At 51.3% G+C, this 14,922-nt stretch carries 13 protein-coding genes, 2 tRNA genes and 2 pseudogenes; 10 read left to right on the forward strand and 7 right to left on the reverse strand.

The window, feature by feature from the left end; genetic code table 11:
- The 6 genes and pseudogenes from ACUU1M_RS02920 to fucR all read left to right on the forward strand — a co-directional run.
- Positions 1 to 82 (forward strand): IS1 family transposase (locus ACUU1M_RS02920; protein ID WP_449144640.1); only part of this gene is annotated, 82 nt, incomplete at its 5' end.
- A 145-nt stretch (positions 83 to 227) separates the two neighbouring features.
- Positions 228 to 1,544: an L-fucose:H+ symporter permease gene (gene fucP / locus ACUU1M_RS02925; RefSeq protein WP_000528612.1), complete on the forward strand. Its 1,317-nt coding sequence runs from the start codon at positions 228 to 230 to the stop codon at positions 1,542 to 1,544.
- 32 nt (positions 1,545 to 1,576) lie between these two features.
- A pseudogene (gene fucI / locus ACUU1M_RS02930) lies at positions 1,577 to 3,353 on the forward strand (L-fucose isomerase).
- A gap of 108 nt (positions 3,354 to 3,461) precedes the next feature.
- A pseudogene (fucK, locus tag ACUU1M_RS02935) lies at positions 3,462 to 4,881 on the forward strand (L-fuculokinase).
- Between the two features lies 1 nt (position 4,882).
- On the forward strand, positions 4,883 to 5,305 hold the full coding sequence (fucU, locus tag ACUU1M_RS02940) for an L-fucose mutarotase (RefSeq protein ID WP_000920840.1): 423 nt from the start codon (positions 4,883 to 4,885) through the stop codon (positions 5,303 to 5,305).
- Between the two features lie 57 nt (positions 5,306 to 5,362).
- Positions 5,363 to 6,094: an L-fucose operon activator gene (fucR, locus tag ACUU1M_RS02945; RefSeq protein ID WP_000642344.1), complete on the forward strand. Its 732-nt coding sequence runs from the start codon at positions 5,363 to 5,365 to the stop codon at positions 6,092 to 6,094.
- A 43-nt stretch (positions 6,095 to 6,137) separates the two neighbouring features.
- On the opposite strand, the gene rlmM is transcribed toward fucR, so the two are convergent.
- The 4 genes from rlmM to ACUU1M_RS02965 all read right to left on the reverse strand — a co-directional run bounded on the left by rlmM (position 6,138) and on the right by ACUU1M_RS02965 (position 9,140).
- Entirely contained in the window at positions 6,138 to 7,238 is a 1,101-nt protein-coding gene (gene rlmM, locus ACUU1M_RS02950) for a 23S rRNA (cytidine(2498)-2'-O)-methyltransferase RlmM (RefSeq protein ID WP_001045525.1), read from the reverse strand.
- Positions 7,231 to 7,626: a DUF423 domain-containing protein gene (locus ACUU1M_RS02955; RefSeq protein WP_000203905.1), complete on the reverse strand. Its 396-nt coding sequence runs from the start codon at positions 7,624 to 7,626 to the stop codon at positions 7,231 to 7,233. Before ACUU1M_RS02955 ends, rlmM begins: the two co-directional genes overlap by 8 nt.
- 18 nt (positions 7,627 to 7,644) lie before the next feature.
- The gene (gene gcvA / locus ACUU1M_RS02960; protein WP_000044401.1) at positions 7,645 to 8,562 is read right to left on the reverse strand and encodes a glycine cleavage system transcriptional regulator GcvA; all 918 of its coding nucleotides are present in this window, start codon (positions 8,560 to 8,562) and stop codon (positions 7,645 to 7,647) included.
- A 350-nt stretch (positions 8,563 to 8,912) separates the two neighbouring features.
- Positions 8,913 to 9,140 carry a YgdI/YgdR family lipoprotein gene (locus ACUU1M_RS02965; RefSeq protein ID WP_005070698.1) on the reverse strand — a complete coding sequence of 76 codons (228 nt, stop codon included), beginning with the start codon at positions 9,138 to 9,140 and terminating at the stop codon, positions 8,913 to 8,915.
- Between the two features lie 191 nt (positions 9,141 to 9,331).
- Between ACUU1M_RS02965 and csdA the strand changes: the two genes are divergently transcribed.
- Positions 9,332 to 10,537: a cysteine desulfurase CsdA gene (gene csdA / locus ACUU1M_RS02970; RefSeq protein ID WP_005064131.1), complete on the forward strand. Its 1,206-nt coding sequence runs from the start codon at positions 9,332 to 9,334 to the stop codon at positions 10,535 to 10,537.
- On the forward strand, positions 10,537 to 10,980 hold the full coding sequence (gene csdE / locus ACUU1M_RS02975) for a cysteine desulfurase sulfur acceptor subunit CsdE (RefSeq protein ID WP_000184247.1): 444 nt from the start codon (positions 10,537 to 10,539) through the stop codon (positions 10,978 to 10,980). Before csdA ends, csdE begins: the two co-directional genes overlap by 1 nt.
- Positions 10,981 to 11,030: 50 nt before the next feature.
- Here the strand turns inward: csdE and tcdA are convergent, their stop codons facing one another.
- Together tcdA and mltA are read right to left on the reverse strand one after the other, a co-directional pair.
- The gene (tcdA, locus tag ACUU1M_RS02980) at positions 11,031 to 11,837 is read right to left on the reverse strand and encodes a tRNA cyclic N6-threonylcarbamoyladenosine(37) synthase TcdA (RefSeq protein ID WP_000117724.1); all 807 of its coding nucleotides are present in this window, start codon (positions 11,835 to 11,837) and stop codon (positions 11,031 to 11,033) included.
- A 238-nt stretch (positions 11,838 to 12,075) separates the two neighbouring features.
- On the reverse strand, positions 12,076 to 13,173 hold the full coding sequence (gene mltA, locus ACUU1M_RS02985; protein WP_000678641.1) for a murein transglycosylase A: 1,098 nt from the start codon (positions 13,171 to 13,173) through the stop codon (positions 12,076 to 12,078).
- Positions 13,174 to 13,381: 208 nt separating this feature from the next.
- Between mltA and ACUU1M_RS02990 the strand changes: the two genes are divergently transcribed.
- Together ACUU1M_RS02990 and ACUU1M_RS02995 are read left to right on the forward strand one after the other, a co-directional pair.
- Positions 13,382 to 13,458, forward strand: a tRNA-Met gene (locus tag ACUU1M_RS02990).
- Between the two features lie 33 nt (positions 13,459 to 13,491).
- A tRNA-Met gene (locus tag ACUU1M_RS02995) sits at positions 13,492 to 13,568 on the forward strand.
- Between the two features lie 74 nt (positions 13,569 to 13,642).
- Here the strand turns inward: ACUU1M_RS02995 and amiC are convergent.
- Entirely contained in the window at positions 13,643 to 14,896 is a 1,254-nt protein-coding gene (gene amiC / locus ACUU1M_RS03000) for an N-acetylmuramoyl-L-alanine amidase AmiC (protein ID WP_005076468.1), read from the reverse strand.
- Positions 14,897 to 14,922: the final 26 nt, after the last annotated feature.

The raw sequence follows: 14,922 nt of genomic DNA on the forward strand, positions 1-14,922 counted from the left end.
GAAGTCACTGTCGTTCTCAAAATCGGTGGAGCTGCATGGCAAGGTCATCGGGCATTATCTGAACATAAAACACTATCAGTAAGTTGGAGTCATTACCTTGAAAATGAATCCATGAGTTCATTTCAGACAGGCAAATATTCACCGATATGAAGCCCGAACTCGCTGGTTTTGCACTTTTGAAAACATAACCGATTACGTGCTTAAGCTTCTGAACCTAAGAGGATGCTATGGGAAACACATCAATACAAACGCAGAGTTACCGTGCGGTAGATAAAGATGCAGGGCAAAGCAGAAGTTACATTATTCCATTCGCGCTGCTGTGCTCACTGTTTTTTCTTTGGGCGGTAGCCAATAACCTTAACGACATTTTATTACCTCAATTCCAGCAGGCTTTTACGCTGACAAATTTCCAGGCTGGCCTGATCCAATCGGCCTTTTACTTTGGTTATTTCATTATCCCAATCCCTGCTGGGATATTGATGAAAAAACTCAGTTATAAAGCAGGGATTATTACCGGATTATTTTTATATGCCTTGGGCGCTGCATTATTCTGGCCCGCTGCAGAAATAATGAACTACACCTTATTTTTAGTTGGCCTATTTATTATTGCAGCCGGATTAGGTTGTCTGGAAACTGCCGCAAACCCTTTTGTTACGGTATTAGGGCCGGAAAGCAGTAGTCACTTCCGCTTAAATCTTGCGCAAACATTTAACTCGTTTGGCGCAATTATCGCGGTTGTCTTTGGGCAAAGTCTTATTTTGTCTAACGTGCCACATCAATCGCAAGACGTTCTCGATAAAATGTCTCCAGAGCAATTGAGTGCGTATAAACACAGCCTGGTATTATCGGTACAGACACCTTATATGATCATCGTGGCTATCGTGTTACTGGTCGCCCTGCTGATCATGCTGACGAAATTCCCGGCATTGCAGAGTGATAATCACAGTGACGCCAAACAAGGATCGTTCTCCGCATCGCTTTCTCGTCTGGCGCGTATTCGTCACTGGCGCTGGGCGGTATTAGCGCAATTCTGCTATGTCGGCGCACAAACGGCCTGCTGGAGCTATTTGATTCGCTACGCTGTAGAAGAAATTCCAGGTATGACTGCAGGCTTTGCCGCTAACTATTTAACCGGAACCATGGTGTGCTTCTTTATTGGTCGTTTCACCGGTACCTGGCTCATCAGTCGCTTCGCACCACACAAAGTCCTGGCCGCCTACGCATTAATCGCTATGGCACTGTGCCTGATCTCAGCCTTCGCTGGCGGTCATGTGGGCTTAATAGCCCTGACTTTATGCAGCGCCTTTATGTCGATTCAGTACCCAACAATCTTCTCGCTGGGCATTAAGAATCTCGGCCAGGACACCAAATACGGTTCGTCCTTCATCGTTATGACCATTATTGGCGGCGGTATTGTCACTCCGGTCATGGGTTTTGTCAGTGACGCGGCGGGCAACATCCCCACTGCTGAACTGATCCCCGCACTCTGCTTCGCGGTCATCTTTATCTTTGCCCGTTTCCGTTCTCAAACGGCAACTAACTGAACATATTTTCCGAATAAAGTGAGGAATCTGTAATGAAAAAAATCAGCTTACCGAAAATTGGTATCCGCCCGGTTATTGACGGTCGTCGCATGGGTGTTCGTGAGTCGCTTGAAGAACAAACAATGAATATGGCGAAAGCTACGGCCGCACTGCTGACCGAGAAACTGCGCCATGCCTGCGGAGCTGCCGTCGAGTGTGTCATTTCCGATACCTGTATCGCGGGTATGGCTGAAGCCGCTGCTTGCGAAGAAAAATTCAGCAGCCAGAATGTAGGCCTCACCATTACGGTAACGCCTTGCTGGTGCTATGGCAGTGAAACCATCGACATGGATCCAACCCGCCCGAAAGCCATTTGGGGCTTTAACGGCACTGAACGCCCCGGCGCTGTTTACCTGGCAGCGGCTCTGGCAGCTCACAGCCAGAAAGGCATCCCGGCATTCTCCATTTACGGTCATGACGTTCAGGATGCCTGATGACACATCGATTCCTGCCGATGTTGAAGAAAAACTGCTGCGCTTTGCCCGCGCCGGTTTGGCCGTCGCCAGCATGAAAGGTAAAAGCTATCTGTCGCTGGGCGGCGTTTCGATGGGTATCGCCGGTTCTATTGTTGATCACAACTTCTTTGAATCCTGGCTGGGAATGAAAGTCCAGGCGGTGGATATGACCGAACTGCGTCGCCGTATCGATCAGAAGATTTACGACGAAGCCGAACTGGAAATGGCACTGGCCTGGGCTGATAAAAACTTCCGCTATGGCGAAGATGAAAATAACAAACAGTATCAACGCAATGCCGAGCAAAGCCGCGCAGTTCTGCGCGAAAGTTTACTGATGGCGATGTGTATCCGCGACATGATGCAAGGCAACAGCAAACTGGCCGATATTGGTCGCGTGGAAGAATCACTTGGCTACAACGCCATCGCTGCGGGCTTCCAGGGGCAACGTCACTGGACCGATCAATATCCCAATGGTGACACCGCCGAAGCGATCCTCAACAGTTCATTTGACTGGAATGGCGTGCGCGAACCCTTTGTCGTGGCGACCGAAAACGACAGTCTTAACGGCGTGGCAATGCTAATGGGTCACCAGCTCACCGGCACCGCTCAGGTATTTGCCGATGTGCGTACCTACTGGTCACCAGAAGCAATTGAGCGTGTAACGGGGCATAAACTGGACGGACTGGCAGAACACGGCATCATCCATTTGATCAACTCAGGTTCTGCTGCGCTGGACGGTTCCTGTAAACAACGCGACAGCGAAGGTAACCCGACGATGAAGCCGCACTGGGAAATCTCTCAGCAAGAGGCTGACGCTTGCCTCGCCGCTACCGAATGGTGCCCGGCGATCCACGAATACTTCCGTGGCGGCGGTTACTCTTCCCGCTTCCTTACCGAAGGCGGCGTCCCGTTCACCATGACTCGTGTCAACATCATCAAAGGCCTGGGACCGGTACTGCAAATCGCGGAAGGCTGGAGCGTGGAATTGCCGAAGGATGTGCATGACATCCTCAACAAACGCACCAACTCAACCTGGCCAACCACCTGGTTTGCACCGCGCCTCACTGGTAAAGGGCCGTTTACGGATGTGTATTCGGTAATGGCGAACTGGGGTGCCAACCACGGAGTTCTGACCATCGGCCACGTTGGCGCAGACTTTATCACCCTTGCCTCCATGCTGCGTATCCCGGTATGTATGCACAACGTTGAAGAGACCAAAGTGTATCGTCCTTCTGCCTGGGCTGCGCACGGCATGGATATTGAGGGCCAGGATTACCGCGCTTGCCAGAACTACGGTCCGTTGTACAAGCGTTAATACATTACACCCTGATGTGATGCCCGGTCGCTCCGGCTACCGGGCCTGAACAAGCAAGAGTGGTTAGCCGGATAAACAATGTTATCCGGCTATATTGCAGGAGCGATTATGAAACAAGAAGTTATCCTGGTACTCGACTGTGGCGCGACCAATGTCAGGGCCATCGCGGTTAATCGGCAGGGAAAAATTGTTGCCCGCGCCTCAACGCCTAATGCCAGCGATATCGCGATGGAAAACAACACCTGGCACCAGTGGTCTTTAGACTGCCATTTTGCAACGCTTTGCTGATTGCTGTCGGCAAATCAATAGTGAACTGACTGAATGCCACATCCGCGGTATCGCCGTCACCACCTTTGGTGTGGATGGCGCTCTGGTAGATAAGCAAGGCAATCTGCTCTATCCGATCATTAGCTGGAAATGTCCGCGAACAGCAGCGGTTATGGACAATATTGAACGGTTAATCTCCGCACAGCGGTTGCAGGCTATTTCTGGCGTCGGAGCCTTTAGTTTCAATACGTTATATAAGTTGGTGTGGTTGAAAGAAAATCATCCACAACTGCTGGAACGCGCGCACGCCTGGCTCTTCATTTCGTCGCTGATTAACCACCGTTTAACCGGCGAATTCACTACTGATATCACGATGGCCGGAACCAGCCAGATGCTGGATATCCAGCAACGCGATTTCAGTCCGCAAATTTTACAAGCCACCGGTATTCCACGCCGACTCTTCCCTCGTCTGGTGGAAGCGGGTGAACAGATTGGTACGCTACAGAACAGCGCCGCAGCAATGCTCGGCTTACCCGTTGGCATACCGGTGATTTCCGCAGGTCACGATACCCAGTTCGCCCTTTTTGGCGCTGGTGCCGAACAAAATGAACCCGTGCTCTCCTCCGGTACATGGGAAATTTTAATGGTTCGCAGCGCCTAGGTTGATACTTCGCTGTTAAGTCAGTACGCCGGTTCCACCTGCGAACTAGATAGCCAGGCATGGTTGTATAACCCAGGTATGCAATGGCTGGCATCCGGCGTGCTGGAATGGGTGAGAAAACTGTTCTGGACGGCTGAAACACCCTGGCAAATGTTGATTGAAGAAGCTCGTCTGATCGCACCTGGCGCGGATGGTGTGAAAATGCAGTGTGATTTATTGTCGTGTCAGAACGCTGGCTGGCAAGGAGTGACGCTTAATACCACGCGGGGGCATTTCTATCGCGCGGCGCTGGAAGGGTTAACTGCGCAATTACAGCGCAATCTACAGATGCTGGAAAAAATCGGGCACTTTAAAGCCTATGAATTATTGTTAGTCGGTGGAGGAAGTCGCAACACATTGTGGAATCAGATTAAAGCCAATATGCTTGATATTCCGGTAAAAGTTCTCGACGATGCCGAAACGACCGTCGCAGGAGCTGCGCTGTTCGGTTGGTATGGCGTAGGGGAATTTAACAGCCCGGAAGAAGCCCGTGCACAGATTCATTATCAGTACCGTTATTTCTACCCGCAAACTGAACCTGAATTTATAGAGGAAGTGTGAAATGCTGAAAACAATTTCGCCGTTAATTTCTCCCGAACTATTGAAAGTGCTGGCAGAGATGGGACATGGAGATGAAATTATTTTTTCCGATGCTCACTTTCCCGCCCATTCGATGGGACCGCAGGTGATCCGCGCTGATGGCCTGTTGGTGAGCGACTTGCTCCAGGCGATTATCCCGTTATTTGAGCTGGACAGTTATGCCCCGCCGCTGGTGATGATGGCGGCGGTAGAGGGTGACACTCTCGATCCTGAAGTAGAACGACGTTACCGTAATGCGCTTTCACTACAAGCCCCGTGTCCTGACATCATCCGCATCAATCGTTTTGCGTTTTATGAACGGGCGCAAAAAGCCTTTGCGATCGTTATCACAGGCGAACGAGCGAAGTACGGGAATATTCTTTTAAAAAAAGGGGTAACACCGTAATCTCATACCGGTACGCCCGCATGACGCGGGCGGTTATCGAATGATGGGGTGAAAAATATGAAAGCGGCACGCCAGCAAGCGATAGTCGACCTGCTGCTGAACCATACCAGCCTGACCACGGAAGCTCTCTCTGAACAGCTAAAGGTCAGTAAAGAAACCATTCGTCGCGATCTCAATGAATTACAGACGCAGGGTAAAATTCTGCGCAATCATGGACGCGCTAAATATATCCACCGTCAAAATCAAGACAGTGGCGATCCCTTTCACATCAGGCTGAAAAGCCATTATGCGCATAAAGCAGATATCGCGCGCGAGGCGCTCGCGTGGATTGAAGAAGGGATGGTGATAGCCTTAGACGCCAGTTCAACTTGCTGGTATCTGGCACGCCAGTTGCCTGACATCAACATTCAGGTCTTCACCAATAGCCATCCAATTTGCCATGAACTCGGTAAACGCGAACGCATTCAACTGATCAGTTCCGGCGGCACACTTGAGCGCAAATATGGCTGTTACGTCAATCCCTCGCTGATTTCCCAACTTAAATCGCTGGAAATCGATCTGTTTATTTTTTCTTGTGAAGGGATCGATAGCAGCGGCGCACTGTGGGACTCCAATGCGATCAACGCTGATTACAAATCGATGCTATTAAAACGTGCCGCGCAATCGTTGTTATTGATTGATAAAAGTAAATTTAATCGTTCAGGGGAAGCCCGCATCGGGCATCTGGATGAGGTAACGCACATTATTTCTGATGAGCGCCAAGTTGCAACTTCTTTGGTAACAGCCTGACGGAAAGGGTAGCAGGCCGGAGACGACGCCCCGGCCTTGCCTGTTATCGCTCGTCGCGACGACCACCCACCGCAGCCCAGATGCGGCGGACGTGCACCGTCACTTCTTCGCGATCGTGATACAACTGCCGCGCCTGAATCTGAGCATTTATGCCATGTTCATCAAGCTGTGCCTGAATATACGCCAGATTGTGTGATACTTCTTCGTAGCGTTTTTTCATCGGCAGTTTGAGATTGAAAATGGTTTCACGGCACCAGCCATTAACCAGCCACTGCGCCATCAATGCCGCAACTTTAGCCGGTTTTTCAACCATATCGCATACCATCCAGGAGATATTGCTGCGTGTCGGACGGAATTTGAAACCGTCTTCCCGCAGCCACGTCACCTGCCCGGTATCCATCAGACTTTGCGCCATCGGGCCGTTGTCGACGGAATAAACCCACATGTTGCGCTTCACCAGTTGGTAGGTCCAGCCGCCAGGGCAAGCGCCTAAATCCACCGCCCACATCCCGTTCGCCAGGCGTTCATCCCACTCATCCGCAGGAATAAACACATGAAATGCCTCTTCCAGTTTGAGCGTGGAACGACTCGGCGCCTCTGCCGGAAATTTCAGGCGCGGAATGCCCATATAGAACGGCGAATTATTGTTGCTGTATGAGTAACCGGTATAGCAGCATCCTGGTGCAATAAAGAATACATGCACAACCGGACGCTTCGGCGTTTCATAGTTCGCCAGCACCCCAGCATCGCGCAAGGCAGCGCGTAGCGGAACAGTGAACTTACGGCAGAATTTCAGCAACTCTTTGCTTTCGTTGGTATCGGCAACTTCAACACGCAGTTCACCGCCCTTCTCTACTACACCCTGTAACATGCCGACAATGGGGGTAATACGATCTTCTGGCGGCAAATGCTGCAGGAGTTCCCCCACCACAAACCACTGGCGGGCAAAAATTAATGAACTGAACGGCAGCTCACGGATTAACTTATCGCCATCATCAGGTTGATAACATTCATAAATGACATAACCCGCATTCTCTTTCACGCGGGCAAAACCGAAAATTTCCCGCTGGCCGGCTTTATCGGTAATTTCTGCGGCGCACTCTTTTTCAAAGCCCGGACGGCACAGCAATACAACCTTATTCATGACTTACGCCCTTGCGCTTTAAACGGATAGCACCAACTAACATTAACGCCCAGCCCGCAAGGAAGCTCACGCCGCCAACCGGTGTGACAAACGCCCACAAACGCAGATGGGACAGCGCCAGGCAATAAAGGCTGCCGCTGAACAGCACCGTGCCTAACGCGAGGAAAACGCTACTCCAGTAAAACCAGATACTGATGCGACGCTGCATTGCCACCGCCAGACCTAAGATCGCCAGCGTATGAAACGCCTGGTATTCGAGACCGGTTTGGATCCAGCCCATCTCAACGGCCCCCATGGTTTTACTTAACACATGCGCACCAAAAGCGCCCAGTGCCACAAAAATGAAGCCGCTAATGGCGGCGAAAATCAGCATAAAACGGCTGGTCATGGTCGTACCCTACGTAAATTATTGTTCATAACGAAAGCGGAATTTTTCTTGTTCAGCAGCGGCTTTCGCCAGGATCCATTGGCGAAAGGCGGCTATTTTACCCAGTTCTGCCTGGCTGTCATGACAAACCAGATAAAAAGCATTTTTACTGACCAGAACATCATTAAACGGGCAAACAAGACGTCCGGCCTCGATTTCAGATTGCGCCATCACGTTATTTGCCAGCGCCACTCCCTGCCCGTGAATAGCCGCTTGCAGCACCATGGCGCTATGACTAAAAATTGGCCCTTGCTGAACGTTGATATGATTTAACCCCAACTGTCGGGTATATGTCTGCCAGTCACGGCGTGACGCATCATGTAATAACGTATGTTTAGCCAGATCTTCCGGGGTCTTCAAGGGTTTTTCGCCTGTCAGCAGTAGCGGCGAACACACCGGCAATAAATATTCGGCGTACAGTTTTTCCACCCGTAGCCCCGGCCAGTTGCCCCGACCATAAAATATCGCCACATCAACATCATCCGCCAGCTTATCTTCCTGACGATCAACCGCCTGGATTCGAACGTCAATTCCCGGATAAGCTGAATTAAAGCTGGAAAGTCGCGGAACCAACCAATGAATGGCGAAACTGGGGAGTAAACTGACCGTCAACGCCCCCTTGGCGCTACGGGCCTGGAGTTTACGCGTCGCTTCGGTTAATTGCGAAAATATCTCTTTGATATCGAGGAAATAGCTTTGCCCTTCCTCGGTCAGCAGGAGTGAACGATTACGGCGGCGGAACAGTTTTAGCCCCAAAAAATCCTCAAGAGACTTGATTTGATGACTTACTGCAGCCTGGGTCACAAAAAGCTCTTCTGCTGCGCGAGTGAAACTTAAATGGCGTGCTGCGGCATCAAAAACTCGTAAGGCATTTAGCGGTGGTAATCGTTTAGACATGGCTTTTAAACTTTGATGTTAAATGAATTTAACAATTAGATCACACTGTGTAACCTATTAGTTTTTTTAATCTGAGCCATTATAAATTGTCCGTTGAGCTTCTACCAGCAAATACCTATAGTGGCGGCACTTCCTGAGCCGGAACGAAAAGTTTTATCGGAATGCGTATTCTGGTGAACTTTTGGCTTACGGTTGTGATGTTGTGTTGTTGTGTTTGCAATTGGTCTGCGATTCAGACCATGGTAGCAAAGCTACCTTTTTTCACTTCCTGTACATTTACCCTGTCTGTCCATAGTGATTAATGTAGCACCGCCTAATTGCGGTGCTTTTTTTTACCTTGCGATCGCGAATTACTGTTCCAGTTCGACCATCTCTTTCACGTCAGTACGGTTGATCTGCTGTTTGTTGCCATTAGCGTCTTTATACGAAATCATACCGGTATCGTTATCAGTCTGTGGTTTGCCGTCAGAGACGATGGTACGTCCGTCATTGGTGTGCATCACATAGTTCGAACCGGAACAGGCGCTCAGGGCAAAAGTCAGCATACAGGCAGAAATAATTGCGGCAGTCTTTTTCATCATCTTCTCCTTAAAGCGATTAATAAATCTTAATAGTATTGATTAATAGGCTAAAATTAACGCCTAACACTATTCAGCATATGTTACTTACGCGGCTTCGCCAGGATATCCAGATAATTCTGATGGTTAGCACTCTCCTTGTATCAAAGTGAATTTTGCGTCACGATCGGTGCATCAAGCCGAGGAGTACCATGAACGTTTTTAATCCCGCGCAGTTTCGCGCCCAGTTTCCCGCACTACAGGATGCGGGCGTCTATCTCGACAGCGCCGCGACCGCGCTTAAACCTGAAGCCGTGGTTGAAGCCACTCGACAGTTTTACAGCCTGAGCGCCGGAAACGTCCATCGCAGCCAGTTTGCCGAAGCCCAACGCCTGACCGCGCGTTATGAAGCTGCACGAGAGAAAGTGGCGCAATTACTGAATGCACCGGATGATAAAACTATCGTCTGGACGCGCGGCACCACTGAATCCATCAACATGGTGGCACAATGCTATGCGCGTCCGCGTCTGCAACCGGGCGATGAGATTATTGTCAGCGTGGCAGAACACCACGCTAACCTCGTCCCCTGGCTGATGGTCGCCCAACAAACTAGAGCCAAAGTGGTGAAATTGCCGCTTAATGCGCAGCGACTGCCGGATGTCGATTTGTTGCCAGAACTGATTACTCCCCGTAGTCGGATTCTGGCGTTGGGTCAGATGTCGAACGTGACTGGCGGTTGCCCGGATCTGGCGCGAGCGATTACCTTTGCTCATTCAGCCGGGATGGTGGTGATGGTTGATGGTGCTCAGGGGGCGGTGCATTTCCCCGCGGATGTTCAGCAACTGGATATCGATTTCTATGCTTTCTCTGGTCACAAACTGTATGGCCCGACGGGTATCGGCGTGCTGTATGGCAAATCAGAACTGCTGGAAGCGATGTCACCCTGGCTGGGTGGCGGCAAAATGATTCACGAAGTGAGTTTTGACGGTTTCACCACTCAATCTGCGCCGTGGAAACTGGAAGCAGGAACGCCAAATGTCGCTGGCGTCATAGGATTAAGCGCGGCGCTGGAATGGCTGGCAGATTACGATATCAACCAGGCCGAAAGCTGGAGCCGTAGCTTAGCAACGCTTGCAGAAGAAGCGCTGGCGAAACGTCCAGGCTTTCGTTCATTCCGCTGCCAGGATTCCAGCCTGCTGGCCTTTGATTTTGCTGGCGTTCATCACAGCGATATGGTGACGCTACTGGCGGAGTACGGTATTGCCTTGCGGGCCGGGCAACATTGCGCTCAGCCGCTACTGGCAGAATTAGGCGTAACCGGCACACTGCGCGCCTCATTTGCGCCATATAATACAAAGAGTGATGTGGATGCGCTGGTGAATGCCGTTGACCGCGCGCTGGAATTATTGGTGGATTAATGACAAACCCGCAATTCGCCGGACATCCGTTCGGCACAACCGTAACCGCAGAAACGTTACGCAATACCTTCGCACCGTTGTCGCAATGGGAAGATAAATATCGCCAGTTGATCATGCTGGGGAAACAGCTTCCGGCTTTGCCAGACGAGTTAAAAGCGCAGGCTAAAGAGATTGCCGGATGCGAAAACCGCGTCTGGCTGGGATATACCGTGGCTGAAAACGGCAAAATGCACTTCTTTGGCGACAGCGAAGGGCGCATTGTGCGCGGCCTGTTGGCGGTGTTGTTGACTGCCGTTGAGGGGAAAACCGCCGCCGAATTACAGGCACAGTCGCCGCTGGCATTGTTTGATGAGCTGGGATTACGTGCGCAGCTTAGCGCCTCACGCAGCCAGGGGTTAAATGCGTTAAGCGAGGCGATTATCGCTGCGACGAAGCAGGTTTAAGCACAGAACCGGGTCGGATAAGACGTTCGCGTCTCATCCGACCTGATTGTTTAACCCTGACGCGCCGCTTTCGCCATCATCTTCTTCAGCGCATGAGAAACCGCAACAAACCCAAAGGTGGCGGTCACCATCGTTGCCGCGCCAAATCCAGATGCACAATCCATCCGCTTCGGCCCTTCTGCCGTGGCTTTCATCGCACACACCGTACCGTCTGACTGCGGGTACACCAGCGCTTCAGTAGAAAACACGCAATCCACGCCGAGCTTACCTTTACTGTTTTTCACTACGCCAAAATCGCTTTTCAGGCGCTCGCGCAACTTCGCCGCCAGCGGATCCTGAATCGTTTTCGCCAGATCGGTAACCTGAATCTGCGTCGGGTCAATCTGCCCACCCGCGCCACCGGTCGTGACCAGCGGGATTTTATTGCGCCGACAATAAGCAATCAGCGCCGCTTTGGGCCGTACACTATCAATGGCATCAATCACGTACGAATAACCGGCACTCATATATTGCGCTACGTTATCCGGCGTCACGAAATCATCCACCACCGTTACACGGCACTCCGGGTTAATCTGGCGAATGCGCTCCGCCATGACTTCCGCTTTTGCCAGCCCGACGTTATCGCGCAGAGCGTGAATTTGCCGATTGGTATTGGTGACGCACACATCATCCATATCGATAAGCGTGATTGCGCCAATCCCCGTGCGCGCCAGCGCTTCCGCCGCCCAGGAACCGACACCACCGATACCAACCACACAAATATGCGCGTCAGCAAACAGTTGCAACGCTTTTTCACCATACAGACGCGCTGTGCCACCAAAACGCTGACGCCATGCATCACTAATTACCACAGACATAGCACCTCAGAATTAAAAAGGGCGAGGTTATCCCTCACCCTAAACGCATAAATGCCTGATGCGCTACGCTTATCAGGCCTACATAACTCCTGCAATATTTTGGATTTGCATGATTTGTAGGCCGGATAAGGCGTTCACGCCGCATCCGGTATGAACAACGCGCACTTAGTCAATAATCAGGATGTGAGGTTACCCCTCACCCTGTCATATCCGTAAAAACGGCATACAGAATATCACATCAGCCGCTAAAGACGTTACCTGCGCCCGGAGCCGTTTTCAGCACCCAAACCCGTCCATAGTGGTTGTACCAACCTGCGCGGTGTCCGGCTTCCGGCCCGATCCCTTGATAGATATCGAAGTGTTGGCCTTTGATTGCGCCCCCGACATCCAACGCCACCATCAGACGCAATTCGTACTGACCGTTAAATTTGCCGTTATTATCCAGCAGCGGCACTTCTGCCAGCAAGGTAGTACCTGGCGGAATAATTGAACGATCGGAGGCAACAGAAGCACGGCCAACCAGCGGCACCGCACTTGCCCCTTTCACCGGTGCAAAAGATTGCGGTTTAAAGAAGACGAAAGACGGGTTCTGTTCCAGCAGCTCGCGAACCTCGGCTTCACTGTGTGTTTCGCCCCAATGACGAATCGCCTGCATCGACATATCTTCTTTTTTCACTTCGCCACGGTCGATCAGCACCTTACCAATGCTGCGATAGGCATGACCGTTTTTCCCTGCATAGCTGAAAAAGTTAAGCGGACTGCCATCACCAAAGTCGATATACCCACTACCCTGCACATCCATAATGAAGTTATCCATCAGAGAGTTGCTGTAAGCGAGGATGTATTTATCGCCCAATGCCCCGGCGTAGATCTCCGCACGAGACGGCAGACGACCACGTTTTGGCGGCATACGGTAAATAGGATACTGGAACTCGCCCTGGCGGGTATGGCGCGCCTGAATTACCGGCGTGTAATAGCCTGTAAACTGCACGTTACCATAGTTGTCGGCACCTTCCATCTGCCAGGCATCAATGCCGAACTGGCGCATATTGCGGGTATCACCGCCTGCGCGCAGCCACTCTTGCACCGCGTTATAAACATTACTCTGGTTGCCATACAGACGCGGTGACGAATTACGGATATGGTTAATTTGCTCGGCAAAATCACCGGCGTTAATCGGCGCGCCAACGGCATCTGGCTGGTTCACCAGAGAGAAAGGCTGGGTAAATTTCCCGTCTTTATATTGCTGTCCGCGATCGGTTGGTTTGGAAGAGCAGGCGGCAAGCATTGCCACAACCGTGCCCATAAGAAGGTACTTTACCCAACGTCCTTTCATTGTTCTCTTCTTCAGGTTAAAAAATAAGGCGCAACGAAGATAACAAACCGCCGCGTTTAATGAAATGAGCAGCCTCTCCCTGACGCAAATTTTGCACAAAAAACAGGCTTTAGTGGTTTGTTTTTGTTCAAAATCATGCTAAATCCGTGATCGGGGTAAAAAAAAGGTTGCATGAAAACGCGAGCGGAGTATAGTGCGCATCCACGGACGCGGGGTGGAGCAGCCTGGTAGCTCGTCGGGCTCATAACCCGAAGGTCGTCGGTTCAAATCCGGCCCCCGCAACCAATCAAATTTGATGAAGTAAAAGCAGTACGGTGACGCGGGGTGGAGCAGCTTGGTAGCTCGTCGGGCTCATAACCCGAAGGTCGTCGGTTCAAATCCGGCCCCCGCAACCAATTATTGAACACCCTAACGGGTGTTTTTTTGTTTCTGATCTCCCATAAAAAAAGCGCCATTCAGCGCCTTTTTATCATCCCCTTCTCGCCAGCGTTGCCCCATCGGCAAAATACGCTTTAATCCCCGCAAGAATAGACTCCGCAACTTCCTGCTGGAAAGTCGCCGTTTTCAGTTTACGCTCTTCCTCAACGTTACTGATAAACGCCGTTTCGACCAGAATGGAGGGAATATCTGGTGCCTTTAGTACGGCAAACCCGGCCTGTTCAACTTGATTTTTATGCAGCTTGTTGATTTTTCCGAGCTTATTCAGTACCGCTTTACCAAACTTAAGGCTGTCAGCAATAGTCAGCGACTGCACCATATCGAACATGGTGTGGTCGACATAGCGGTCACCGCTTTTGCTCACGCCACCAATCAAGTCCGAGGCGTTCTGGGTTTGTGCCAGATATTTTGCCGCAGTACTGGTTGCGCCTTTGGTTGAGAGCGCAAACACCGAGGAACCGCTCGGCTGACGACTGGTAAAGGCGTCGGCATGGATAGAGACAAACAGGTCAGCACGCTGTTTCTGGGCTTTTGCTACGCGCACTTGCAACGGAATGAAGATGTCTTCATTGCGCGTCATGCACACCTTCATACTGCCCTCTTTCTCGATCAGAGAGCGCAAACGGCGAGCTATTTGCAATACCACATCTTTTTCGCGCGTTTTGTATTTCCCCACCGCACCGGAGTCTTCGCCACCGTGGCCAGGGTCAAGCATAATGACAATCGGACGATCGCGCCCTGCTTTACCCGGTTGTGGACCACTTTGCGCTGGCGGCACCTGCTTTTCGAGGTCGCCTTTGTTGTAATCCTCCAGCAGCGCCAGCAGCGGGTCCTGCATATCCTGTGCATTGGCCGGATAGAGGTCCATCACCAGACGCTCTTTAAACCCGGCGACCGGCGCAAGGGCAAACAGCTGCGGTTTTACGTTTTGCTTTAATTCAAAAACCATGCGTACGGTTTGCGGGTCAAATTGCCCGACGCGCGCCGACTTGATGAACGGGTCGTCTGCACGAATTTGTGCCGCCATCCCCTTGAGTACCGAGTTCAGGTTTACATCTTCGATATCCACCACCACGCGTTCAGGGTTACTCAACGCGAACTGCTTATATTTCAGCTGACGATTTGATTCTACCGTCACGCGGGTGTAGCTGGACGCAGGCCAGACGCGCACCGCCACGACCTGGCTAACCGCAGCCAGGCTGACCTGACTTACGCTCAATAGCCACATAGCGCCCGCGCCTTGCAGTAAACGACGACGGCTGATTGCAGTGTTGGATCCTGACATGCCTCTCCCGAGCAAAAGAAATCTAA

The sequence above is a fragment of the Shigella sp. SIG6 genome (assembly GCF_053555815.1).